This is a genomic window from Bradyrhizobium sp. TM239, assembly GCF_036247985.1.
GTDB lineage: Bacteria > Pseudomonadota > Alphaproteobacteria > Rhizobiales > Xanthobacteraceae > Bradyrhizobium > Bradyrhizobium ottawaense.
Genome location: NZ_BTIR01000019.1, coordinates 14,638 through 37,771 on the forward strand (window position 1 = coordinate 14,638; position 23,134 = coordinate 37,771).

23 protein-coding genes are annotated in these 23,134 nt (G+C 65.3%); 15 read left to right on the forward strand and 8 right to left on the reverse strand.

Annotated elements, in window-relative coordinates; all coding sequences use genetic code 11:
- Positions 1-213 precede the first annotated feature (213 nt).
- The gene (locus tag AABA84_RS27895; RefSeq protein WP_338308930.1) at positions 214-672 is read left to right on the forward strand and encodes a hypothetical protein; all 459 of its coding nucleotides are present in this window, start codon (positions 214-216) and stop codon (positions 670-672) included.
- Positions 673-675: 3 nt separating this feature from the next.
- On the opposite strand, the gene AABA84_RS27900 is transcribed toward AABA84_RS27895, so the two are convergent.
- Together AABA84_RS27900 and mutY are read right to left on the reverse strand one after the other, a co-directional pair.
- On the reverse strand, positions 676-1,095 hold the full coding sequence (locus AABA84_RS27900; RefSeq protein ID WP_338313765.1) for a PaaI family thioesterase: 420 nt from the start codon (positions 1,093-1,095) through the stop codon (positions 676-678).
- Positions 1,096-1,147: 52 nt separating this feature from the next.
- Positions 1,148-2,272 (reverse strand): A/G-specific adenine glycosylase, encoded by a 1,125-nt coding sequence (gene mutY / locus AABA84_RS27905; protein WP_338313766.1) that lies wholly within the window; start codon positions 2,270-2,272, stop codon positions 1,148-1,150.
- Between the two features lie 199 nt (positions 2,273-2,471).
- Between mutY and AABA84_RS27910 the strand changes: the two genes are divergently transcribed.
- From AABA84_RS27910 to AABA84_RS27950, 9 genes are all read left to right on the forward strand, one after another.
- Positions 2,472-2,963, forward strand: a complete 492-nt coding sequence (locus tag AABA84_RS27910; protein WP_028141692.1) for a DUF721 domain-containing protein — start codon at positions 2,472-2,474, stop codon at positions 2,961-2,963.
- 138 nt (positions 2,964-3,101) lie between these two features.
- Entirely contained in the window at positions 3,102-3,758 is a 657-nt protein-coding gene (locus AABA84_RS27915; RefSeq protein WP_038972146.1) for a DsbA family protein, read from the forward strand.
- A 217-nt stretch (positions 3,759-3,975) separates the two neighbouring features.
- Entirely contained in the window at positions 3,976-7,440 is a 3,465-nt protein-coding gene (smc, locus tag AABA84_RS27920; RefSeq protein ID WP_338313767.1) for a chromosome segregation protein SMC, read from the forward strand.
- A 111-nt stretch (positions 7,441-7,551) separates the two neighbouring features.
- Positions 7,552-8,532 (forward strand): small ribosomal subunit Rsm22 family protein, encoded by a 981-nt coding sequence (locus tag AABA84_RS27925; protein WP_338313768.1) that lies wholly within the window; start codon positions 7,552-7,554, stop codon positions 8,530-8,532.
- Between the two features lie 138 nt (positions 8,533-8,670).
- Positions 8,671-9,231, forward strand: a complete 561-nt coding sequence (locus AABA84_RS27930; RefSeq protein ID WP_212249293.1) for a LemA family protein — start codon at positions 8,671-8,673, stop codon at positions 9,229-9,231.
- Positions 9,232-9,265: 34 nt separating this feature from the next.
- Positions 9,266-10,492, forward strand: coding sequence for a M48 family metallopeptidase (locus AABA84_RS27935; RefSeq protein ID WP_338308926.1), 1,227 nt, complete (start codon positions 9,266-9,268; stop codon positions 10,490-10,492).
- A gap of 217 nt (positions 10,493-10,709) precedes the next feature.
- Positions 10,710-11,462, forward strand: a complete 753-nt coding sequence (locus AABA84_RS27940) for a hypothetical protein (protein WP_100176303.1) — start codon at positions 10,710-10,712, stop codon at positions 11,460-11,462.
- A 60-nt stretch (positions 11,463-11,522) separates the two neighbouring features.
- Positions 11,523-12,191 carry a hypothetical protein gene (locus AABA84_RS27945; protein ID WP_338313769.1) on the forward strand — a complete coding sequence of 223 codons (669 nt, stop codon included), beginning with the start codon at positions 11,523-11,525 and terminating at the stop codon, positions 12,189-12,191.
- Between the two features lie 89 nt (positions 12,192-12,280).
- Positions 12,281-12,613 (forward strand): GIY-YIG nuclease family protein, encoded by a 333-nt coding sequence (locus AABA84_RS27950; protein ID WP_338313770.1) that lies wholly within the window; start codon positions 12,281-12,283, stop codon positions 12,611-12,613.
- Between the two features lie 16 nt (positions 12,614-12,629).
- Here AABA84_RS27950 and AABA84_RS27955 read toward each other — a convergent pair whose 3' ends face one another.
- The 6 genes from AABA84_RS27955 to petA form a co-directional block, all read right to left on the reverse strand.
- Positions 12,630-13,169: an adenine phosphoribosyltransferase gene (locus AABA84_RS27955; protein ID WP_142251603.1), complete on the reverse strand. Its 540-nt coding sequence runs from the start codon at positions 13,167-13,169 to the stop codon at positions 12,630-12,632.
- A 119-nt stretch (positions 13,170-13,288) separates the two neighbouring features.
- Positions 13,289-15,454 carry an anthranilate synthase component I gene (locus tag AABA84_RS27960; RefSeq protein ID WP_338313771.1) on the reverse strand — a complete coding sequence of 722 codons (2,166 nt, stop codon included), beginning with the start codon at positions 15,452-15,454 and terminating at the stop codon, positions 13,289-13,291.
- A 302-nt stretch (positions 15,455-15,756) separates the two neighbouring features.
- Complete coding sequence (locus tag AABA84_RS27965) at positions 15,757-15,918, reverse strand: hypothetical protein (RefSeq protein WP_212249287.1); 162 nt, start codon at positions 15,916-15,918, stop codon at positions 15,757-15,759.
- A 4-nt stretch (positions 15,919-15,922) separates the two neighbouring features.
- Entirely contained in the window at positions 15,923-16,597 is a 675-nt protein-coding gene (locus AABA84_RS27970) for a dienelactone hydrolase family protein (protein ID WP_212249286.1), read from the reverse strand.
- A 278-nt stretch (positions 16,598-16,875) separates the two neighbouring features.
- Positions 16,876-18,939, reverse strand: coding sequence for a cytochrome b/c1 (gene fbcH / locus AABA84_RS27975; protein ID WP_338313772.1), 2,064 nt, complete (start codon positions 18,937-18,939; stop codon positions 16,876-16,878).
- A 62-nt stretch (positions 18,940-19,001) separates the two neighbouring features.
- The gene (gene petA / locus AABA84_RS27980; RefSeq protein WP_097666153.1) at positions 19,002-19,532 is read right to left on the reverse strand and encodes a ubiquinol-cytochrome c reductase iron-sulfur subunit; all 531 of its coding nucleotides are present in this window, start codon (positions 19,530-19,532) and stop codon (positions 19,002-19,004) included.
- Between the two features lie 287 nt (positions 19,533-19,819).
- Between petA and AABA84_RS27985 the strand changes: the two genes are divergently transcribed.
- The 5 genes from AABA84_RS27985 to AABA84_RS28005 all read left to right on the forward strand — a co-directional run bounded on the left by AABA84_RS27985 (position 19,820) and on the right by AABA84_RS28005 (position 23,062).
- Positions 19,820-20,278 carry a tRNA (cytidine(34)-2'-O)-methyltransferase gene (locus AABA84_RS27985; RefSeq protein WP_338313785.1) on the forward strand — a complete coding sequence of 153 codons (459 nt, stop codon included), beginning with the start codon at positions 19,820-19,822 and terminating at the stop codon, positions 20,276-20,278.
- A 17-nt stretch (positions 20,279-20,295) separates the two neighbouring features.
- Positions 20,296-20,928 carry a 7-carboxy-7-deazaguanine synthase gene (queE, locus tag AABA84_RS27990; RefSeq protein ID WP_338313773.1) on the forward strand — a complete coding sequence of 211 codons (633 nt, stop codon included), beginning with the start codon at positions 20,296-20,298 and terminating at the stop codon, positions 20,926-20,928.
- Positions 20,929-21,016: 88 nt separating this feature from the next.
- Complete coding sequence (gene hemF / locus AABA84_RS27995) at positions 21,017-21,835, forward strand: oxygen-dependent coproporphyrinogen oxidase (protein ID WP_445083425.1); 819 nt, start codon at positions 21,017-21,019, stop codon at positions 21,833-21,835.
- On the forward strand, positions 21,832-22,566 hold the full coding sequence (locus AABA84_RS28000) for an HAD family hydrolase (protein WP_338313774.1): 735 nt from the start codon (positions 21,832-21,834) through the stop codon (positions 22,564-22,566). Before hemF ends, AABA84_RS28000 begins: the two co-directional genes overlap by 4 nt.
- Positions 22,567-22,864: 298 nt before the next feature.
- Positions 22,865-23,062, forward strand: a complete 198-nt coding sequence (locus tag AABA84_RS28005) for a YodC family protein (protein WP_212249281.1) — start codon at positions 22,865-22,867, stop codon at positions 23,060-23,062.
- Positions 23,063-23,134: the final 72 nt, after the last annotated feature.

Here is a 23,134-nt window from a genome sequence, read left to right on the forward strand (position 1 = left end):
ACTTGCCCCATCATTTGGCGCGCCCTGCATGTCCAATTGACCTAGATCAACGCCTGTCTGTTTCAAAGACCCGGGATGGTCCAGCGCTTTCAGGCCGAGGCTGAAGACCATGAGCGGCCGCGACCGCCCGCTGGTGCGCTTCGATCTAAGCCAATCCTTGGATGCGAGAGAAATTTGTCCATTCGATAGACGCGAATAACCGAGGCTGCGATCATGAAGTTCCGGGCGGGGTTGCTTGCGGCGGCTATCTTGCTGGCCGAAGTGCACGCAAGTCATGCGGCGATACGGATCGCTGGCGATCGTGGCGGACTAATCGACACCTATGTTGACAGATATGAACGCCTGCGCACTTCCGGAGAGACCGTCATCATCGATGGACTTTGTGCCTCATCGTGCACCATCGTTCTCGGTGCAGTTGCCGCTGACAAAATCTGTGTGACCTCGAAGGCCGCTCTCGGCTTCCACGCTGCTTGGGATTTCGGTCGGAAGGGAAGGACGATTACCGACCCTGACGCCACCAATTACCTATATTCCATGTATCCCGGGCCGGTGCAGCGTTGGATCGCGGCGCGCGGCGGGTTGAGGCCGCAACTCATCTTGCTGCGCGGCAAAGCACTTCAGGCGTTGTATAAGCCTTGCGCGCAGCACTCCGCGACACGGCCCCGACGGTAACGACTACCGCACCACCCTTGCCGCTTCCAGCAACCGCTCGGTCGCGCTGGCCGTCGCCAGCACCGTGCCGTTCTCCGCCATCAGCTTGGCCTCGACGAACGCAATGGTCTTGCCGAGCTGCGTCACCTTCGCCTCCCCGATGATCGGACCGGGTCTTGCGGGGCTGAGGAAATTCACGGTCATGCTGATCGTGGTGGTGTAGAGCCGGCCCTCGCTCATCACCAGCACCGCCGGGCCCATGGTGTCGTCGAGCATGGCCGAGAGCATGCCGCCCTGGATGAAGCCGGCCGGATTGCAGAACTCCGGCTTGCCCTCGAAGCCGAGCTTGATCCAGCCCTCCTCGGGGCGGGCATCGAGCAGGCGCCATCCCAACAGCTCCGCACAGGGGGGCCTTGTAAAATTGTCGAGCGCGGTCTTGACCATTGGCAGCCTCCATTTCCCACCCCGATAGCGTAGCGCTGCTGCCAGCGTGCTGTCAGGAGGACGAGGACGAGCCCGCTGAAAGGTTGAGCGCGTGCGCGATCACCTTGCGCATGACGTTGGGCAGTGCCTCGTCCGCAAGGGTGGCGACCGGGACCCAGCGCATGCCCTCGGGCGCGCCGGTGCGGGCTGCGGCATTGGCCGTGTAGACCACCAGCTCCAGCGGAAAATGCGTGAAGACGTGGGTGACGACACCCATTTTGCGCTGCCAGCGCGACAGCCCCTTCAGCGCCGGCGCCTGCAGCTTCGCCGCCGCGTCGTCCTGGCCGGCGAGCCAGTCCGAGCCGGGCACTTCGGTCATGCCGCCGAGCAGGCCCTTTTCGGGCCGGCTGCGGACCAGCAGCTCCTCGCCGCGTGTGACGACGAAGGCCGCTCCGCGTCGCAACGTTCCGCTCTTCTTCGGCGCCTTGCGCGGAAAGGTCTCCTGCGTGCCCTGGAGGCGCGCGGTGCAATCCTCAGTGAACGGACACAACGAGCAAGCCGGCTTTTTCGGCGTGCAGATCGAGGCGCCCAAATCCATCAGCGCCTGCGCGCTGTCGCCGGCGCGGGAGTTTGCAAGCAGCGTCGCCGCCCGTTGCTGGATCAGAGGTTTCGCCTGCGGGAGTTCATCTTCAACTGCAAAGAGCCGCGACACCACGCGCTCGATATTGCCGTCGACCGGCATGGTATGGCGATCGAAGGCGATCGCCGCGATCGCCGCCGCCGTGTACGGCCCGATGCCCGGCAGCGCACGCAGCCCCTCCTCGGTGTCGGGAAAGCTGCCGCCATGCTCGCGCGTCACCGCGACCGCGCAGGCGTGCAGGTTACGCGCGCGCGAGTAATAGCCGAGCCCGGCCCACATCCGCAGCACATCATCCTGCGAGGCCCGTCCGAGCGCGGTGACATCCGGCCAGCGCGCGACGAATTTTTCGAAGTAAGGCCCGACCGCCTTCACCGTAGTCTGCTGCAGCATGATCTCCGACAGCCAGACGCGGTAGGGATCCGACGTCTCGCCGGGCGCGGCCCGCCAGGGCAACCGGCGCCGGTGGCGGTCGTACCAGGCGAGCAACGCCACCGGGCGTGATGATGTCTCCGGCTGAGAAGGTTCCGGCTTCGGCTTACGGACGGATCTGGAGCTCATTCCTGCACTGTAACGGCAATGCACCAGCCTCTCTACGTCATGCCCGCGCTCGTCGCGGGCATCCACGCCTTTCTTCGAGCGAAGAACGGGGATGGCCGGGACATAGGCGAGCGAAAGCGACGCCGTCCTTCGGACGGCTAAGCCCGGCCATGACGCGCCGCGGGTCTGTGGTCCGCCCGCCGAAGTGCTATAAGGACCCATGTCCAAATTCCCTCCCAAACCCGGTCCGATCAGCGCCAAGCCGCTGGGTATCCTGCTCAACGACGTCTTTGCCGAGGCCTATGCCAAGCAGGGGTTTGCGGCACGCGAGCTGGTGACCCGGTGGGCGCAGATCGCAGGTCCCGAAATCGCCGCCCATGCCGAGCCGCTGAAGATGCAATGGCCGCGACCGGTGGAGGGCCAGCCGCAGGAGCCGGCGACCCTGGTGCTGCGGGTCGAGGGGCCGATGGCACTGGAGATTCAGCATTCCGCGGACGTGATCCTGGAGCGCGTCAACCGCTTCTTCGGCTGGAGCGCGGTCGGCAAGCTCGCCTTCCGCCAGGCTCCGCTGTCGCGCCCGCGCCGACCGGTCCGACCCGGCCCGCCCGATCCCAAATCGGTGGCCAAGGTGGCGGAGAGCCTGGGCGACATCGAAGATGAACAACTGAAGACGGCGCTGGCGCGGCTGGGGGCCGCCATCAAGCGAAATTGAGCCTTATTTCGCGGCCAATCTGGACCCGTCTCTACCGCTCGCCATTGCCTCAAGCTACGTTTCAAGCTAGCGACAGGCCGCCCGGGCGGGAACTTCATAGACCCCTGGGGCGACATTTTGCCAATTCGGGAGCCGACCTTGATCATCACCCGCCGCGCCTTCACCACGATGCTGTCGCTGACCGGGCTTGCCGCGCTCGCCGGGCTGTCGCCGCTGCGGTTCATCTCGGAGGCTGCGGCGCAGTCCGCCGCCGACGTCACCAAGCCCGTGTCACTGCCCGACATGGCGCTCGGCCCGAACGATGCCGCCGTCACCATCACCGAATACGCCTCGATGACCTGCCCGCACTGCGCCGCCTTCAACGAGCAGGTGTTCCCCAAGATCAAGAAGGAATACATCGACACCGGCAAGGTGCGTTACATCTTCCGCGAGTTCCCGCTCGACATCAAAGCCGCCGCCGGCTCGATGCTGTCGCGCTGCATCGCCAATGGCGACGGGCCGAAATACTTCGCGGTCACCGACATGCTGTTCCGCCAGCAGAACGACTGGGTGGTGAAGAACACCACCGAGACCCTGACGCGGATCGGCAAGCAGGCCGGTCTCACCCAGCAGCAGGTCGAGGCCTGCCTGAAGGATCAGGCGCTGCTCGACAAGATCGCCGCCGACCAGAAATATGCCAGCGACGTTCTGAAGGTGGATTCGACGCCGACCTTCTTCATCAACGGCGAGAAGATCAAGGGCGAGGCCTCGTTCGAGGAATTCGCCAAGAAGATCAATCCGCTGCTGAAGAGCTGATTCGCACGCCCCAATTCTGATTCGCATCTCGAAAGCCGTATCTTTCCCGGCATAAATCCCTTGGGAAAAGCGGCTTTCGCCGGTTGCCCTCGCGGCGCACCGCGGCCATTGTCCAGCCGCATGAGGCGCCTCGCGCGACTCGCCCGGATAGCGACACTGCCTTCCATGGTATTGTCCCGGCAGGGGGATTCGCGCCTGCCAACAGAGATGCGTGTTTATGAAAATCACCCGCCTGCGCCTTCACGGCTTCAAGTCCTTCGTTGAGCCCACGGACTTCGTCATCGAACCCGGCCTGACCGGCGTGGTCGGACCCAATGGCTGCGGCAAGTCGAATCTCGTCGAAGCGCTGCGCTGGGCGATGGGTGAAACGTCGTACAAGAGCTTACGCGCCGCCGACATGGACGCGGTGATCTTCGCCGGCTCCGGCAACCGTCCCGCGCGCAACCACGCCGAAGTGACGATGACGATCGACAATGCCGATCGCACCGCGCCAGCGGCGATGAACGACAGCCAGCTGCTCGAAATCTCCCGCCGCATCGAGCGCGAAGCCGGCTCGGTCTATCGCATCAACGGCCGCGACGTGCGCGCCCGCGACGTGCAGATCCTGTTTGCGGATGCCGCCACCGGCGCGCGCTCGCCGGCCCTCGTCCACCAGGGCAAGATCGGCGAGATCATCCAGGCCAAGCCCGAGCAGCGCCGCCGCGTGCTGGAAGACGCCGCCGGCGTCGCCGGTCTGCACGCCCGCCGCCACGAGGCCGAGCTGCGGCTGAAGGCGGCCGAAACCAACCTCACCCGCGTCGAGGACGTGATCGGCCAGCTCGCAGGCCAGATGGAAGGCTTGAAGAAGCAGGCCCGCCAGGCCGTGCGCTACCGCGAAGTCGCGGCCAAGGTCCGCAAGGCCGAAGCAACCCTGTTCCACCTGCGCTGGATCGGCGCCCATGCCGACGTCAACGAATCCGGCCAGACCCACGATCTCGCCGTCCGCGAGATGGCCGAGCGCACCCAGCATCAGGCCGAAGCCGCTCGCATCCAGGCCATCCGGGCCGCCGAAATGCCGGCGCTGCGCGATGCCGAGGCGCGCGCCGCGGCAGGCCTCCAGCGCCTGACCAATGCCCGCGAGCTGCTCGACCGCGAGGAGGAGCGCGCCAAGGAGCGCGTCGCCGAACTCGAGCGCCGCCTCGCCCAGTTCGAAGGCGACATTTCCCGTGCGCAGCAACAAACCATGGACGCCGACGTCGCGCTGCAGCGGCTCGACACCGAAGACTCGGAGCTGAAGGAAGAGATCAAGTCGCGTGTCGAGAAGCGCTCAGGCGTCGATGAACGCGTCGGCGAAGCCGAGGCGGTGCTGACCGAGACCGAGCAGCAATTCGCCGAGCTCACCACCGCGCTCGCCGACCTCACCGCCAAGCGCAACCAGCTGGAGGCCAACGTCCGCACCCATCGCGACAAGCTTGCCCGGCTCGACCAGGAGATCGCGAACGTCGCCGCGGAAGAGCAGAAGCTTGCCGCCGAGACCGGCGGCTTCGGCGATCTCGACGAGCTGACCGCGACGGTCGAGACCGCGGAGCAGACGCTGGCCGCCTCGGAAGCCGCGGCGCAAGCGAGCGAAGCCGCGCACGTCGCCGCCCGCCAGACGCTGGAATCCTCGCGCTCACCGCTCGTCGAAGCCGACAAGCGCGCGCAGCGGCTCGAAACCGAGGCGCGCACGATCTCCAAGATCCTCAACGGCGAGACCAAGAATCTGTGGCCGCCGATCATCGACGGCATCACCGTCGACAAGGGCTTTGAAAAGGCGATCGGCGCCGCGCTCGGTGACGATCTCGATGCCCCGATCGACCCGTCGGCGCCGATGCGCTGGACCAATGTCGGACACACCGACGGCGATCCGGAGCTGCCGGAAGGCGCCGTGCCGCTCGCCAATCATGTGCAGGCGCCGGCCGAGCTGACGCGCCGTCTGGCCCAGATCGGCGTGGTGCCACGCGAGCGCGGCGCCGAGCTGGTCTCGCAGCTCAAGACCGGCCAGCGGCTGGTCTCGCCCGAGGGCGACGTCTGGCGCTGGGACGGCTTTGTCGCGGCGGCTCATGCGCCGACCGGTGCCGCGCGGCGCCTTGCCGAGCGCGCCCGTCTCGTCGACATCGAGAACGAGCTGGAGCAGGCCCGCATCGACGCGCAGATCAAGCGTCAGGCGCTTGAGAACGCCGAGTCCGAGCTGCAGATGGCAGCGAGCACCGAAGGTGCCAGCCGCGAAGCCTGGCGCGCCGCGCAGCGCGAGCTCAACATCGCGCGCGAGCGTCATGCCACCGCCGAGCGCGAGATCAGCCGCCACGCCGCGCGCAAGGCGACGCTGTCGGAAGCCCACAGCCGTCTCGCCGCCGACCGCGCCGAGGCCGAAGCTGCCTATGAATATGCCGAGGCCGGCATCAGCGAGCTGCCGTCGAGCGAGGATACCGAGACCCGTCTCGCCGCGGTCCGCAGCGACATCGAAGGCCATCGCCGGATGGCCGCCCAGGTCCGTGCCGAGGCGCAGGCGCTGGCCCGCGAGGCCGAGCTTGCCGACCGCCGCGTGCAGGCGATCCTGGCCGAACGCACCGAGTGGCAGAACCGCAAGGAGAGCGCGGCCTCCCACATCGACACCATCCAGGCTCGCATTGCGGAGCTCACGATCGAGCGCAGCGAGCTCGAAAACGCGCCGCAAGTGTTCGCCGAGAAGCGCAGCGCGCTGATCACCGAGATCGAATACGCCGAGAACGACCGCCGCATGGCCGCCGACGCGCTCGCCACCGCCGAATCCCTGATGGCGGAAACCGATCGTGCCGCGAAGCTGACGCTGGAAGCGCTCTCCAGCTCGCGCGAGGCCACCGCCCGCGCCGAGGAGCGTATGGAAGGCGCGCGGCGCCGGCTCGAGGACATCGAGCGCGAGATCCGCGACATGCTTGAGGTCGAGCCGCAGGCCGTCGCCGGCCTCGCCGAGATCGAACCCGGCGCGGAGCTGCCGCCGCTGCACGACATCGAGGAAGATCTCGAAAAGATGCGCCGCGACCGCGAGCGCCTCGGCGCCGTCAATTTGCGCGCCGAGGAAGAGCTGCGCGAGGTCGAGACCCAGCACACCGGCCTCGTCACCGAACGCGACGACCTCGTCGAAGCCATCAAGCGTCTGCGCCAGGGCATCCAGAGCCTCAACAAGGAGGCGCGCGAGCGGCTGCTGACCTCGTTCGAGGTGGTCAACAACCACTTCAAGCGCCTGTTCGTCGAGCTGTTCGGCGGCGGTGAAGCCGCGCTGCATTTGATCGAGAGCGACGATCCGCTGGAAGCCGGCCTCGAAATCATCGCAAAACCGCCGGGCAAGAAGCCGCAGACGCTGTCGCTGCTCTCGGGCGGCGAGCAGGCGCTGACTGCGATGGCGCTGATCTTCGCGGTGTTCTTGACCAACCCGTCGCCGATCTGCGTGCTGGACGAAGTCGACGCACCGCTCGACGACCACAACGTCGAACGGTACTGCAACCTCCTCCACGAGATGACCGGCTCGACCGACACGCGCTTCATCATCATCACGCACAATCCGATCACGATGGCGCGGATGAACCGGCTGTTCGGCGTTACCATGGCCGAGCGCGGCGTGTCGCAGCTGGTGTCGGTCAGCCTGTCAGAGGCCGTGGACATTCTCGACCAGAACGTGGCTTGAGAAGATTGACCGTCATTCCGGGGCGATGCGCAGCATCGAACCCGGAATCTCGAACCACAATCTCTGGATTCCGGGTTCGCGCGTCGCGCGCCCCGGAATGACGTGAGGTTGATGATGATCTCCCCCACCCTCCCCGCTGAACTCAAGGCCGCCCTTGACGGCAAGCTTCAGGGCTTCTCCCGCACCGACGCCGCGCAGCGTTCGCAGAAAATCTCGACCAGCTACCGCACCGGCGGCGGCTCCGGCACGATCAAGTCGGACGCCGATGCGCTCGCCTATGCGCTGGCGCGCATGCCGGCGACCTACGCGGCCGTCGCTGCAAGCCTCAATGCGTTGACGCAGATCGCACCGGATCTCACTCCGGAAACGCTACTCGACGTCGGCGCGGGCCCGGGCACCGCGAGCTGGGCCGCTGCGGAAGCCTTTCCCTCGCTACAGGATTTTACCCTGCTCGACGCCAACGCCGCGCTGAGCCGGCTTGCGCTGGAACTGGCGCGCGGCAGCACGCGACTCCTGGAATGCCGCTATCTGCCCGGCGACGCCGGCGGCAACCTCACGGAGGTCTCGCCAGCTGATCTCGTCGTCGCCAGCTACGTCGTCGGCGAGCTCACAGAAGGCGATCAGCGCAAGCTTGCGGAAGCGATGTGGACGAAAGCGCGTCACGCCCTGGTCGTGATCGAACCCGGCACGCCCGCCGGCTACGCCCGCATCCTCGCGCTGCGTCAGCAACTGATCGCGCTGGGTGCCTTTGTCGCCGCGCCCTGCCCGCACGAAAAGCCCTGCCCGCTCAGCGCGCCCGACTGGTGTCATTTCAACCAGCGCCTGCCGCGCTCGCAGGCACACCGCCAGATCAAGGGCGCCGAGGTGCCGTTCGAGGACGAGCGCTTCATCTACGTCGCGCTGACGCGCACGCCGCCCGCCGTGCGCGCCGCGCGCGTGCTGGCGCCGCCGGATGTCGGCAAGGCTGAGATTACCGCGAAGCTCTGCACGGTGCACGGTGTCGAACTCGCGAAGGTCCCCCGGCGGGACAAGGCCGCCTATGCAGGTGCCCGGCGTTGGCGCTGGGGCGACGCAGTCATTGTCGAAAGTTAACCTCGCGACCCGCTTTTGCCTTGAACTCGGGCGGCTCCCCATTCGACCAAGTCTTACCTTCCCTCTGCGCCGGGCTCTCATCTCGCGTCAATTTGGTCTAGGCTAGCGCCCAGCTTCTTCCCCCATCAGGAGTTCTCCATGTCGACCGGCTGGATCGTTCTCGGCGTCATCGTCGTTCTCGTATTCCTGGCGTTCAGCGCCTACAACCGCCTGGTGGCGCTGAGCCAGCGGGTCGGCCAGGCCTTTGCCGATATCGACGTGCAGCTCAAGCAGCGCCACGATCTGATTCCGAACCTGGTCGAGACCGTGAAAGGCTATGCCTCGCATGAGCGCGGCACGCTGGACGACGTCATTAAGGCACGCAATTCGGCGATGTCGGCGCAGGGCCCGGCGCAGGTGTCCGCGGCGGAAAACCAGCTCTCCGGCGCGCTCGGCCGGCTGATCGCGCTGTCGGAGGCCTATCCCGACCTCAAGGCCAACGCCAATTTCCAGCAGCTCGCATCCGAGCTCTCCGATCTCGAGAACAAGATCGCGGCGAGCCGCCGCTTTTTCAACAACGCGGTCCAGGAATACAACACCGGCATCCAGCAGATGCCCGCGGCATTGTTCGCCGGCATGTTCGGCTTCACCAGGAAGGACTTCTTCGATCTCGGCGCCAGCCGCACCGAAGTCGAGGCCACGCCGCAGGTGAAGTTCTAAAGTTGAGCCGATAGGCCGGCAGGGCACCCGCGTCATGGCCGCGTATGGTCTCTACACGCATATCGCCTCGAACAAGTTTCGTTCGATGCTGCTGCTCGCCGGCCTGTTCGCGCTGGTCTATGTGCTGGTCTATGCCGGCGCGCTGGTCGCCGAAGTCGTCATCAACAGCAATGAGACCGTCGTCTATTATCTAAGGCGCGCCCTCCACGATCTGATCGTGGCCGCACCGGTCGCGACGGTCGTGGCGGCGGTCTGGGTCGTGATCGCCTATTTCTTCCACCAGTCGATGATCGACGCGGTGACCGGCGGCCACGACGTCACAAGGCAGGAGGAGCCGCGGCTCTACAATCTGCTGGAAAACCTCTGCATCTCACGCGGCATCACCATGCCGAAGCTGAAGATCATGGAGAGCCCGGCGCTGAATGCGTTCGCGACCGGCCTCAATCCGCGGCAATATTCGATCACCGTCACCACGGGTCTGCTCGATGCGCTTGATGACAAGGAGATCGAGGCGGTACTCGGCCACGAGCTGACCCACATCAAGAATGGCGACGTGCAGCTGATGGTGGTCGCCGTCATCATCGCCGGCGTGGTCGGTTTCTTCGGCGAATTGTTCTTCCGCCTGTTCACGAATTTGAGCTGGAACTCCGGCGGCTCATGGTCCTCGGGCTCCTCCTCGTCGTCACGGTCGTCCTCGTCATCGAGCGACAGCAAGAGTTCCGGCGGCGGCGCGGTAATCGTGATCATCATCGCGATCGTGCTGATCGTGGTGGCCTGGCTGCTGTCCCAGGTGGTCAAGCTCGCACTGTCACGTTCGCGCGAATATCTCGCCGACGCAGGCTCCGTCGAGCTGACGAAAGATCCTGATGCGATGATCTCGGCGCTGCGCAAGATCGAGAATCGCGGCGAGCTGCCCGGCGCGACCTCGGCCGTGATGGAGCTCTGCGTCGACAATCCCCGCGAGGGCTTTGCCGATCTGTTCGCGACCCACCCCTCCGTGCAGTCCCGGGTCGACGCGCTGGTCAAGTTTGCCGGCGGCCACGATCCCGGTCCACTGCCGCTCGCCGAGGGAACGGACGAGCCCGAGGGACAAGCTGACCAGCAGGACGCCCCACCCCCGCTGCGTCATGGCCCGTGGGACGATGCGAGCGGCCCGGCCGCTCCCCCGCCCCTGCCGGCACCGGGCTCCTCCGGGACCGCGAGCAGCAAGCCGGCGGGCAATCGCATCGGCAATCCGATGGGTCCCTGGGACCGTCATTAAGCACGCGATGTCCCGCCATGCGTGGCGCGTTTCACCGCGATTGGGAAAAACTTCGGGAATTGCCGTATCGACGTGCCGAGGATTTGAATTCTCCCTTGTTTCTGCCATGTTCGCGCCCAACAGCAGACTTGGGACACCCCTGGGGACATCCTTGGGACATCGATTTGGGGCCCGGCCGATTGCGACCTCGCGATCGGGGGCGCGTTAGGGGACAGCAATGGCAAAGCCGGCAGTGGTTGTGGTGGGCGCGGACAAGGGCGGGGTCGGCAAGACCACGGTATCGCGCACCTTGCTCGATTATTTCTCGGCCAACAACGTGCCGACGCGCGCCTTCGACACGGAATCGCCGCGCGGAACCCTGAAGCGCTTCCACCCCGACATCACCGAGATCGTCGACATGACGACGACGGCCGATCAGATGAAGATCTTCGATACGCTCAACGCGACCAGCCCGTCGGTGACAGTGATCGACGTCCGCGCCGGCCTGCTCTCGCCGGCGCTCGCCTCGCTGCGCGACATCGGCTTCTTGGATGCCGCCAAGGCAGGCCAGATCACCTTCGCGGTGTTCCACATCCTCGGCCCCTCGATCGCCTCGCTGGACGAGATCGCCGAGACCGCGGGCTTCATGACCGGCGCAAAATATTTCCTGGTGAAGAACTTCATCAACGACACCCAGTTCTTTCAATGGGACCAGGCGACTTACAATTCCTACTTCCACCGGATCAAGGACGCGACCGAGCTGACCATCCCCAAGCTCAACGAAATGGCCTATGAGCAGGTCGAAGTGTCGTCGGTCCCGTTCCTGAAATTCGTCGCCAACAAGGGCATCAACGACGAAGCCGCGAATTATTCGTTCGTGCTGCGCGGCTATGTCCGACACTGGCTGGCGAATGTCTGGAGCGAGTTCGACCGGATCCGGCTGACCGATATCGTGGGTTCGAAGCCCGTCACCCGCAACAGCGAAAAATAGTTGCGCAAGCAGGGCTGATACGGCTGGATTGGTCGCCAGGTTCGACTGATATAGCTGCCGATGCCCGCAACGCCCGTCTACATCATCTGCTCGCCCCGCCCGCAGGTCGGCAAGACGCTGCTGGCGCGGCTGCTTGCCGAATTTCTGCTGCTTAAGAACGGCAATGTCGCGGCCTTCGACGTCAATCTGAAGGAACCGTCGCTGCTCGACTACCTGCCAAAGATCACGGAGACCGCCGACGTGATCGACACCTACGGCAAGATGCAGCTGATGGACCGCGTCATCGTCGATGACGGCATGGCCAAGGTGATCGACCTCGGCTTCCACGCTTTCGACGAGTTCTTCAAGATGACCGACGAGATCGGCCTGCTGAAGGAGGCCGCGCGCCGCCACGTCGCACCACAGATCCTGTTCGTCGCCGACACCGACCGCGCCTCGGCCCGCGCCCACGAGATGCTGCGCGGGCAGATCCCGCGGATGAACCTGATCACGGTGGACAACGAATACGTCATTCGGGGCGAGCTCCCGGCCACGATGGCCGGCGGCCGGCTGTTCCGCCTGCCTGCCTTGCCCGGCTTCCTCAAGACTTATGTCGACCGGCTGAACTTCTCCTTTACCGGCTACCTGCGCCAGGAGAAGGACGCCTCGACCGAGCTGCACCAATGGACCAGGCGGAATTACTTTGCCTTCCGCGAGCTCGAGCTCAGCCTGATCCTGCAGCGGTCCTGATCTTTATTTTATCCGGGTAATATTGACTGCGGGCTGGAGCGGGCTTATTGAGGCAGGCATCGATATCCCCTCAGTAAGGCCGTCACCCCGTGAGCATCGACCGGAAAGCAGCGATCGCCGCCTACAAGGAGCGCAAGACGATTGCGGGCATCTACGTCGTGCACTGCGCGGCGTCGGGGCAGACCTGGGTCGGCCAGGCGCCGAACCTGGAGACGATCCAGAACCGCATCTGGTTCTCGCTACGTCAGGGCAGCCACACCTGCCGCAGCCTCCAGGCCGCCTGGAACACGCATGGCGAGACCGGCCTGACCTTTGGCAAGTGCGAGCGGCTGGAGGATGAGGAGACCGCCTATGTCAGGAACGCGCTCCTGAAAGAGCGCATGCTGCATTGGCGGGATGAACTGAAGGCCGAGGTGATCTGAGGATCGCAGCGACCTCTCAGTGCCCCTCGAACGTCATCAGCGTGCGCACCGGCACGTCCATGGCGCGCAGCTTGGCGGCGCCGCCAAGCTCGGGCAGGTCGATGATGAAGCAGGCGGCGACCACGTTGGCGCCGATCTGGCGCAGCAGCTTCACCGCGCCTTCCGCGGTACCGCCGGTGGCGATGAGGTCGTCGACCAGGATGACGCGCTCGCCGGGCGAGATGGCATCGACATGCATCTCCATCTCGTCGATGCCGTATTCGAGCGAGTAAGCGATCCGCACGGTGGTGTGCGGCAGCTTGCCCTTCTTCCGGATCGGCACAAAGCCGGCCGAAAGCTGGTGCGCCACCGCGCCGCCGATGATGAAGCCGCGCGCCTCCATGCCGGCGACCTTGTCGATCTTGTTGCCGGCCCAGGGATTGACGAGCTCGTCGACCGCGCGGCGGAAGGCCCGCGCGTCCGCGAGCAGGGTCGTGATGTCGCGGAACATGATCCCCGGCTTGGGATAGTCAGGAATGGTGCGGACGCTCGCCTTAATATCGTGGTCAAAGGTCATTCGGTTCTCATCTCAGTTGTCATTCCGGGGCGATGCGTCAGCATCGAACCCGGAATCTCGGGATTCCGGATCTGGTGCTAACGCACCATCCCGGAATGACGAGGTGAAATATCCTGCACTCAATTCGCCCCAGCATCCAGCCGGAACGCATTCTCGACAATACGTAGTCCCACCTCATTGCCGAGCGACATCAGCGATTCCGGGTGGAATTGCACGCCCGCGACCGGCAGCGTCTTGTGCTCCAGCGCCATGGCGACGCCGTCCTCGGTGCTGGCGGTGACGGACAAGACCTCCGGCATGCTGTCGCGCTCGACATAGAGCGAGTGATAGCGGCCGATGACGATCTCGTTCGGCAGATTGCGCATCAGGCGCCCGCCGCGCACCTGCACCCGCGAGGGCCGGCCGTGAGCGGGATGGGTGAGCTGCCCGAGCTCGCCGCCGAAATATTCGCCGATGGCCTGCACGCCCAGGCAGACGCCAAACACCGGCAGCTTCTTCTCCAGCGCCGCGTCGATCGTCTTCTTGATCCCGAAATCCTCAGGCCTGCCGGGACCGGGCGACAGCACCAGCAAATCCCATGGCTTTCGCTTGAGCATGTCGAGCGCGTGCACATGGCGGACCACGGTGACGTCGGCGCCGACCTGGCGGAAATAATCGGCGAGCATATGGACAAAGCTGTCGTCGTGGTCGATCAGCAGCACCCGCTTGCCCGAGCCGGTCGCGTCGGGCGCAAAGGTCGATAGCGGCTTTGGCGGATCGCCGCGCAGCGCCTGGAACAGCGCGGCGGCCTTGACCTGACACTCCCGGTCCTCCGCTGCAGGATCTGAATCGAACAGGCAGGTCGCGCCGACGCGCACTTCCGCCAGACCATCCTTCATGCGGATGGTGCGGATGGTCAGGCCGGTGTTGATGCTGCCGTCGAAGTTCACTGCGCCGATCGCGCCGGCATACCAGCGGCGCGGCGAGCGCTCGTGATCCTCGACGAACTGCATCGCCCACAGCTTGGGTGCGCCGGTGACGGTCACGGCCCACGCGTGGGTGAGGAAGGCGTCGAGCGCGTCGAAGCCGGGACGCAGCATGCCCTCGACATGATCGACGGTGTGGAAGAGCTTTGAATAGGTCTCGATCTGGCGCCGCGCCAGCACCTTGATCGTGCCGGGCACGCAGACGCGCGCCTTGTCGTTGCGGTCGACGTCGGTGCACATGTTGAGCTCGAACTCGTCCTTCTCCGAGTTCAGGAGCTGGCGGATCTGCTCGGCATCGCCGATCGCGTCGGTGCCGCGCGCGATCGTGCCTGAGATCGGGCAGGTCTCGACCCGACGTCCGTCCGAGCGCACGAACATCTCGGGCGAAGCCGAGACGAGAAACTCGCCCTCGCCGAGATTCATCAGCGCGCCGTAGGGCGAAGGGTTGATGACGCAGAGGCGCTGGAACACTTCGGCCGGCGAGCGATCGCAGGGCTCGGCGAACAGCTGGCCCGGCACGGCTTCGAACAGATCGCCGCGGGCAAAGGCCGCGCGCGCCGTCTCCACTGTCGCCTGATATTCGCCGGGGGCGTGATCGGCAAAGCCCTGGCGTGGCGTCTTCAGGTACGGGCTTTCGGCGGTCTCGCGCGGCAGGCCCTCGGTCGACTTGCCCTTCCAGGCAAAATCGTAGCTCAGCACCACGCCGCGGCCGGTGGCGCGGTCATAGGCCAGCAGGCGATCGGGCACGTAGAGAACGATGTCACGCTGGTCGCTCTCTCGTGCGCGCTTCTGCACGAGGTCCTCGATCTGGAACACGAGGTCGTAGGCGAAGGCGCCGAACAGGCCGAGCAACCCGTCGTCATTGGCCGAGAAGGCGGCAATGATATCGCGCACCAGCGACATCACGCTGGCGCGCCGCGTGCGCTGGTCTTCCTCGACCGGGGCATCGCCGCGGATGATGTGGCCGGCAAGGCGCGAAGCCGTCTTCTCGGAGATCACGACGCAGGGCTCGCGCAGCACATCGCCGAGGAAGGCGATCAGCACCTGCCCGCGCGCGTTCAGCGCCTCCAGCTTGAAATTGACGCCAGATGTCTCGAGCTTGAGCGGGGGATCGGAGAAGCCGAGATCAAAGCTCTCGTAGCGGCCGGGCACGGTCGTGCCCGAGGACAGCACCACGCCGCGGCGGCGGTCGAGCAGGTTGATCAGGTCGTCGAGCCTGTTGGCGCCGCCGGTAAACTGCTCCGCCACGCGCGTGATCGCCAGACCCGCGCGGGTCACGTAATCGCTTCTGGCCGGGAGGGCAAAGACTGTCCTGTTCATGTCGTCCTCTTACGAAACTTGCTGAGGGAACGCCACACAGGACAAACGAGAAGGCCGCCGCACTGTGCAGGCGACCTCAGACGATTTGGGAAAGGTAAATCGCACCGGCCACCTCGTTAGGAGGTGCGCCACCAAAGACGGGCTGGGCAGGCTGCGGTGCTCATGGGCGGATACTCACCATGGCGCGGGGGCGGCGTCAAGGGTGGCGCTGGAGCCGTAGCCTGGATGGAGCGCAGCGCAATCCGGGTTCGTGCCGCGATGAGACAGCCCCGGATTACGCTGCGCTCCATCCGGGCTACAGATCAGAGGCCGCACCGCTTCCAAAGCGCGGCCATCTCCTCATCGGTAGCGAACTCGCCTCGATCCGCCTGATCAAGGCCTTCGAGAACGGCTGCCCGATGCTCCTCAGGGACGTTGAAGACCTCACGCTCTGAAGGCGCATCGGCTTCGATTCTGTCCTTCATTCGCCTACCCCAGATGCTTCCTGAAAAACTCCGTCGCCCGTCCCCAGGCGAGTTCGGCGGCTTCGCGGTCGTGCACGGCCTGGCGCTGCTCGTTGACGAAGGCGTGCTCGGCGTCATAGCGGAACAGCTCCAGCGACTTGCCGGCGGCCTTCATGGCCTTCTCGAAGCTGCTGACCAGCTCCGGTGTGCACCAATCGTCCTTGTTGGCGAAATGGGCCTGGAGCGGGATCTTGACGTCGGCGGGCTTGGCCGCCTGCTCCGGCGGAATGCCGTAGAACACGACGCCGGCCGCGAGCTCCGGGATCTTGGTCGCGCCGATGATGGTGACGGCGCCGCCGAGACAGAAGCCGGTCAGCCCGACCTTGGCGCCGTTACGCGACAGATATTGCGCGGCGCCGCGCACGGTCTGCGTGGTGGCGTCCATGAAGTCGAGCGAGTTCATCTCCTTGTTGGCGCTGTCCGTGTCGTGATACGGCACCACCTTGCCCTTGTAGAGATCGGGTGCCAGCGCATCGAAACCGGACAGGGCGAAGCGGTCGCACAGGCCCTTGATCTGGTCCGACAGGCCCCACCATTCCTGGATCACGACCACGCCCGGCGCGTTGCCGCGCGCGGCATTGGCGAGATAGCCCGAGGCGTCCTTGCCGTCCGGGCGCTTGAAGGTGATGGCGGTTCCCATGGTGTCCTCCGATGAGTTTTGTGGGAGCGGTTGGCGGGTATTGTGGCGGGTGTACTCGCGCGACGCAATCGCGCCAAACAACACACTCTCGTGCCCCGGATGCTATGCATTGCGCCGCCCTTCGCGGCGTAGTGCATTGCTGATCCGGGGCCCAGCCTCGAGCAAGATGGGTCCCGGCTCTGCGCAGCAGCGTTACACGCTGCAGCGCGTCCGGGACGCGGCACCAACAAAAAAGCCCCCTTGCGGGGGCTTCTTCATTTCGTCGCGTCAGGCGCCGCTCAGTGCGAGCTGGCCCAGACCTTCTTCTTGGTGAAGTACATCAGGCCCGCGAACAGGATCAGGAACACGAAGACCTGGAATCCGAGGCGCTTGCGCGCTTCCATGTGCGGCTCGGCGGTCCACATCAGGAAAGTGGTGACATCCTTGGAATACTGCGCGACCGTGGTCGGCGATCCGTCGTCATAGGTCACCTGGCCGTCGCTGAGCGGTTTCGGCATCTTGATGGCGTGGCCCGGGAAGTACTTGTTGTAGTACGAGCCCTCCGGAATGGTCACGCCCTCGGGGACGTGATCGTCAAAACCCTGCAGCACCGCCGAGACGTAGTCCGGGCCCTGCTCCTGGAACTGGGTGAAGAAGTCGAAGATGAACCAGGGGAAGCCGCGGCCGTAGGAGCGCGCTTTGGTGATCAGCGACAGATCGGGCGGCGCCGCGCCACCATTCGCAGCACGAGCGGCCTGCTCGTTCGGGAACGGTGAGGGGAAATAATCCGCCGGACGGCCGGGGCGCTCGAACATGTCGCCCGCATCGTTCGGGCCGTCCTTGACCTTGTACTCGGACGCGAACGCTGCCGCCTGCGCCACGGAATAGCCGGGTCCGCCGGCTTCGGCGAGGTTGCGGAAGGCGATGTAGGACAGGCCGTGGCAGCTGGCGCAGACTTCCTTGTAGACTTTCAGGCCGCGCTGGAGCGCGCCGCGGTCGTACTTGCCGAAGGGACCTGAGAACGACCATTTGTTGCCCGGCGGCTTGTCGCTGCCCTCGGAGGCGCGGGCATCCTGCAGGCTGCCGAGGAACAGCGCGCTGGCGGCAACCAGCGCCACCGCGACCGAGGCCACGGCCTTGCCGCTCTTGGCGAGGATCGCCTCCGAGATCGAGTTCGGCACCGGCCGCGGCCTCTCGATGCGAGCGAGCAGCGGCAGCACGATCAGGAAGTAGGCGAAGTAGCAGACCGTCAAGACCCGGCCGGCGATCACGTAGATGCCTTCCGGCGGCTGCGCACCGAGATAGCCGAGCAGGATGCAGACCACGACGAAGATCCAGAAGAACTGCTTGGCCAGCGGACGATACTTCGACGACCGCGTCTTCGCTGCGTCGAGCCAGGGCAGGAAGCACAGGATGATGATCGCCGAGAACATCCCGATGACGCCTGCCAGCTTGTTCGGGATCGAGCGCAGGATCGCGTAGAACGGCAGGTAATACCATTCCGGCACGATGTGCGGCGGGGTCACGCCCGGGTTCGCCGGAATGTAATTGTCGGCGTCGCCGAGATAGTTCGGCATGTAGAAGATGAACCAGGCGTAGAGCAGCAGGAAGCAGGCGACGCCGAAACCGTCCTTGATGGTCGCATGCGGCGTGAACGGCACCGTGTCCTTTTCCGTCTTCGGCTCGACGCCGTCGGGATTGTTCTGGCCTGCGACGTGCAGCGCCCAGACGTGGAGCACGACGACGCCCGCGATCAGGAAGGGCAGCAGATAATGCAGCGAGAAGAACCGGTTCAGCGTCGGGTTGCCGACCGAATAGCCGCCCCATAGCAGTGTCACGATGCTCTCGCCGAAATAGGGAATGGCGGAGAACAGGTTGGTGATGACGGTGGCGCCCCAGAAGCTCATCTGCCCCCAGGGCAGCACATAGCCCATGAAGCCGGTGGCCATCATCAGGAGGTAGATGATGACGCCGAGGATCCACAGCACCTCGCGCGGCTCCTTGTAGGAGCCGTAATAGAGGCCGCGCAGCATGTGGACGTAGACTGCGAAGAAGAACATCGACGCGCCGCAGGCGTGCATGTTGCGCAGCAGCCAGCCGTAGTTCACGTCACGGACGATCAGCTCGACCGACTTGAAGGCGAGATCGGCATGCGGCGTATAGTGCATCGCCAGGATCACGCCGGTCACGATCTGCATCCCCAGCATGAAGGAGAGGATGGCGCCGAAGGTCCACCAATAGTTCAGGTTGCGCGGGGTGGGATAGACGACGAAGGAGGAGTGCATGAGGCCGAGGATCGGCAGGCGCCGCTCGATCCATTGCAGGGCCGGATTGCTCGGCTGGTAGTCGGATGGTCCGCTCATGATGCGATCCTGAGGAAATAGTACGACGAGACGGCGCGAAGCTTCGGACGAGGGTCCGAGGCTCAGCCGATCTGGATTTTGGTATCGGAAACGAACTGGTACGGCGGCACTGGCAGGTTCGCGGGCGCGGGCCCCTGGCGGATGCGGCCGGACGAATCGTACTGCGAACCATGGCAGGGGCAGAAGAACCCGTCGTAGTTGCCCTCATGGGCGATGGGGATGCAGCCGAGATGGGTGCAGATGCCGATCACGACCAGCCATTGCTCGTGGCCCGACTTGACCCGGGCCTCGTCGGTCTCCGGATCGGGCAGGCTCGCGACATTGACGCCGCGCGCCTCGTCGATCTGCTTCTTGGTGCGATGGCTGATGTAGATCGGCTTGCCGCGCCAGAACACCTTGATGTCCTGACCTTCGGCGACCGGACTGAGATCGACCTCGATCGGCGCGCCGGCGGCGATGGTCGAAGCGTCAGGATTCATTTGGGAGATGAAGGGCCAGAGCGCGGCTGCGCCCCCTACTGCTGCAGCTGCCCCGGTTGCAACGAATAAGAAATCACGGCGTGTCGGATGGTCCGCCGAAGACGCTGTCGTCACGATTCCAACCCTTTCTTCTTACGCCACCGGTGGAACCGCTCCGGGAGCCCCCAAGGTCCCCGGAACAGTCTGCCGGCGCCCGCGGCCCCCCGCGGCGGCAGAACTTCGCTTATCCACCTCTAAACAGGCGAAACAGCAGTCCAGAATCGTTCTATTGGCACCCTTGCCGGGCGAGCGCAAGCCCGCTATCGGCGCGGGAGCGTGCCATGCACGAATTCCCGGGCGGGCGATGTTTTATTGAGACATTTCCGGCCCGCATCGCCCCCGATCCAGCCCTCGCACAACCCATGCAGATAGCACTTTTCCAACCCGACATCGCCCAGAACACCGGCACGATTCTCAGGCTTTGCGCCTGCCTGGGCATCGCCGCCCATATCATCGAACCGGCGGGCTTCCCCGTCTCCGACCGCCTGTTCCGCCGGGCGGGAATGGACTACCTCGACCATGTCAGCCTCATCAGACACGACTCCTGGGCCAAATTCGAGGACTGGCGCGCAGCACATCGCTACCGCCTGCTGCTGTTCACCACGAAAGCTGCCACCGACTACCGCGATTTCCGTTACCAGACGTCGGACATCCTGCTATTCGGACGCGAGAGCGCCGGTGTCACCGACACGGTGGTCGAGGCTGCCGATGCCCGGCTGGTGATCCCGATCGCCCCGGGACTGCGGTCGCTGAATGTCGCCATGACCGCGGCCATGGCCGCCGGCGAGGCGCTGCGGCAGATCCGGAACCCGCAAGTCTGATATGTTGGGAGAGACGATTGAGTTACGCGGTCAAGGAAATCTTCCTGACCCTGCAAGGCGAAGGCGCCCATGCCGGGCGCGCGTCCGTGTTCTGCCGTTTTGCCGGGTGCAACCTCTGGAGCGGCCGCGAGGCGGACCGTCAGGACGCCACCTGCAAGTTCTGCGATACCGATTTCGTCGGAACCGACGGCACCCTCGGCGGGCGCTACGGCTCGGCCGCGGAGCTCGCCGACACCATCGCCGCGCAATGGACTGCCACCGCGGCCAACCGCTACGTGGTGCTGACCGGCGGCGAGCCGCTGCTCCAGGTCGACGCCGCGCTGATCGAGGCGCTCCACGCCCGCGGCTTCGAGATCGGCGTTGAGACCAACGGCACCATTGCAGCTCCGGACGGGCTCGACTGGATCTGCGTCAGCCCCAAGGGCGGTAGCGAGCTGGTGCTGCGCCGGGGCCACGAGCTGAAGCTGGTCTATCCGCAGGCCCTCGCCGCGCCCGAGACGTTCGAGGGCCTCGCCTTCGAGCGCTTCTCGCTGCAGCCGATGGACGGGGCCGAGGTCATCGCGAACACCGCACGCGCGATCGACTACTGCCTGCGCCATCCGCAATGGCGGCTCAGCGTGCAGACGCATAAATCGCTCGGCATCAGATAGGACGCGACCGGGAATGCAGATGGACATGTCGACGATCGAAGACCGCAAGGCCCGCGCCCGCAGCTGGTTCGAAGCCTTGCGCGACGACATCTGCGCCAGCTTCGAGAAGCTCGAGGACGACGCCCCGCAAAGCCTCTACCCAGGCGAAGCCGGCCGCTTCAAGCGCACGCCCTGGCAGCGCACCGACCATACCGGCGCGGCCGGCGGTGGCGGCGTGATGTCGATGATGCATGGCCGCCTGTTCGAGAAGGTCGGCGTGCACTGCTCGACCGTGCACGGCGAGTTCGCGCCCGAGTTTCGCGCCCAGATCCCCGGCGCCGCGGACGATCCAAAATTCTGGGCGTCCGGCATCTCGCTGATCGCGCATATGCGCAATCCCAACGTGCCCGCCGTGCACATGAACACCCGCTTCGTCGTCACCACGAAAGCGTGGTTCGGCGGCGGCGCCGATCTCACGCCGGTGCTCGACCGAAGGCGGACGCAGGACGATGCCGACACCATCGCCTTCCACGCCGCGATGAAAGAGGCCTGCGCCGGGCCGAACGGCGTTGCCGACTACGACAAATACAAGAAGTGGTGCGACGAGTATTTCTACCTGCCGCACCGGAAAGAGGCGCGCGGCATCGGGGGCATCTTCTACGACTGGCACGACAGCGGCGACTGGGACGCCGACCTCGCCTTCACCAAGGACGTCGGTCGCGCTTTCCTGACGATCTACCCCGACATCGTCAGGCGCAATTTCGCGGCGGGCTGGACCGCCGCAGACCGCGAGGAGCAATTGATCCGGCGCGGCCGCTATGTCGAATTCAACCTGCTCTATGATCGCGGCACCATCTTCGGGCTCAAGACCGGCGGCAATGTGGATTCGATCCTGTCGTCGATGCCGCCGGAGGTGAAGTGGCCATGACTGTTTCGAGGCCGCTGCCGCGCGCCATGCTGATCGACATGGACGACACCATCCTGTCGGCCTATGGCCGGCCCGAGATCGCCTGGAACACGATCGCGAACGAGTTTGCCGAAGAGCTGGCCCCGTTGCCGCCGCGAGAGGTCGCAACCGCGGTGCTCGCGTTCGCGCGAAACTTCTGGGCGAACGCGGAAGCCGCATGGCGGATGAAGCTCGCCGAGGCGCGGCACCTGACGGTCAAGGGCGGCTTCGCCGCGCTCGCGGCTGCCGGCCACCGCGCCCTGCCCGACGACCTTGCCATCCGCCTCGCCGACCGCTTCACCGCCTATCGCGAGGAGGAGATGTTCGTCTTCCCCGGCGCGCATGAGGCGATCGATCAATTGAAGGCGCGCGGCATCAAGCTCGCGCTGGTGACCAACGGCGCCGCCGACACCCAGCGCGCCAAGGTCGAGCGCTTCGAGCTGGCGCACCGCTTCGACCACATCCAGATCGAGGGCGAGCACGGCTTCGGCAAGCCGGAGGAGCGCGCCTATCTGCACGCGATGGAGGCGCTGGGCGTCTCCGCGAAGGACACCTGGATGATCGGCGACAATCTGGAATGGGAAGTGGTGACGCCGCAGCGCCTCGGCATCTATTCGATCTGGATCGACGTGCACGGCGACGGCCTGCCCGAAGGCTCGAGCGTCAGGCCCGACCGCATCATCCGCTCGTTGACCGAGCTGGTGCCGGGCTGACCCAACCAGGGCGCAAAAACAAAAAATCGAAAAACAACCCCATGCACAGTAGGGCGCTGCTGCAAAATCAATAGCTTACGGATTTTTCGAATCGGCATGGCTTCGTCGGGCAAAACAGGGGTATGATGCCATCGTCGACGCTTGCGATGAGCGCCACTGAAGTGGCGTTCCGGCACCGAGACTTGATGCATCGGACAGCGCAGCCCGTCTCGAGCTCCTCTCCCGGCGGCCTCCGTTTTCCGCGTGTCATGACAAGTTGCTAGCCTCCTCGGGGTCGATCAACTCGAAAGGACAATCCATGGAATTGAAAGCCGGCGATGTCGTGATGCTGAAATCCGGCGGCCAGCCGCTGACCGTCGCTGAGGTGAAGGAGGACGGGGTGCTCTGCCTCTGGATGGGCATGGAAGGCGACCTGTTCCGCGAGACGCTGCCGCTGGCCACGCTCGTGCAGGTGGAAGAGGATGACGAAGACGAGGACGAAGACGACGAGGAGTAGGCACGCCTAAGACCGCATCCTAGTCAGGCCGGAGCGCTCCGCTCCGGCGCACCTGATGTCCGCTTCTCTGCC

Excerpts from the sequence above, each read along its gene's own strand:
- fbcH (WP_338313772.1), bottom strand. The coding sequence starts at position 18,939 with ATGAGCGGACCATCCGACTACCAGCCGAGCAATCCGGCCCTGCAATGG.
- AABA84_RS27925 (WP_338313768.1), top strand. The coding sequence starts at position 7,552 with ATGATGATCTCCCCCACCCTCCCCGCTGAACTCAAGGCCGCCCTTGAC.
- mutY (WP_338313766.1), bottom strand. The coding sequence starts at position 2,272 with ATGAGCTCCAGATCCGTCCGTAAGCCGAAGCCGGAACCTTCTCAGCCG.
- AABA84_RS27970 (WP_212249286.1), bottom strand. The coding sequence starts at position 16,597 with ATGGGAACCGCCATCACCTTCAAGCGCCCGGACGGCAAGGACGCCTCG.
- AABA84_RS28000 (WP_338313774.1), top strand. The coding sequence starts at position 21,832 with ATGACTGTTTCGAGGCCGCTGCCGCGCGCCATGCTGATCGACATGGAC.
- AABA84_RS27930 (WP_212249293.1), top strand. The coding sequence starts at position 8,671 with ATGTCGACCGGCTGGATCGTTCTCGGCGTCATCGTCGTTCTCGTATTC.
- AABA84_RS27955 (WP_142251603.1), bottom strand. The coding sequence starts at position 13,169 with ATGACCTTTGACCACGATATTAAGGCGAGCGTCCGCACCATTCCTGAC.
- AABA84_RS27985 (WP_338313785.1), top strand. The coding sequence starts at position 19,820 with ATGCAGATAGCACTTTTCCAACCCGACATCGCCCAGAACACCGGCACG.
- AABA84_RS27900 (WP_338313765.1), bottom strand. The coding sequence starts at position 1,095 with ATGGTCAAGACCGCGCTCGACAATTTTACAAGGCCCCCCTGTGCGGAG.
- AABA84_RS28005 (WP_212249281.1), top strand. The coding sequence starts at position 22,865 with ATGGAATTGAAAGCCGGCGATGTCGTGATGCTGAAATCCGGCGGCCAG.
- smc (WP_338313767.1), top strand. The coding sequence starts at position 3,976 with ATGAAAATCACCCGCCTGCGCCTTCACGGCTTCAAGTCCTTCGTTGAG.
- AABA84_RS27945 (WP_338313769.1), top strand. The coding sequence starts at position 11,523 with ATGCCCGCAACGCCCGTCTACATCATCTGCTCGCCCCGCCCGCAGGTC.
- AABA84_RS27910 (WP_028141692.1), top strand. The coding sequence starts at position 2,472 with ATGTCCAAATTCCCTCCCAAACCCGGTCCGATCAGCGCCAAGCCGCTG.
- AABA84_RS27960 (WP_338313771.1), bottom strand. The coding sequence starts at position 15,454 with ATGAACAGGACAGTCTTTGCCCTCCCGGCCAGAAGCGATTACGTGACC.
- AABA84_RS27895 (WP_338308930.1), top strand. The coding sequence starts at position 214 with ATGAAGTTCCGGGCGGGGTTGCTTGCGGCGGCTATCTTGCTGGCCGAA.
- AABA84_RS27940 (WP_100176303.1), top strand. The coding sequence starts at position 10,710 with ATGGCAAAGCCGGCAGTGGTTGTGGTGGGCGCGGACAAGGGCGGGGTC.
- AABA84_RS27965 (WP_212249287.1), bottom strand. The coding sequence starts at position 15,918 with ATGAAGGACAGAATCGAAGCCGATGCGCCTTCAGAGCGTGAGGTCTTC.
- AABA84_RS27935 (WP_338308926.1), top strand. The coding sequence starts at position 9,266 with ATGGCCGCGTATGGTCTCTACACGCATATCGCCTCGAACAAGTTTCGT.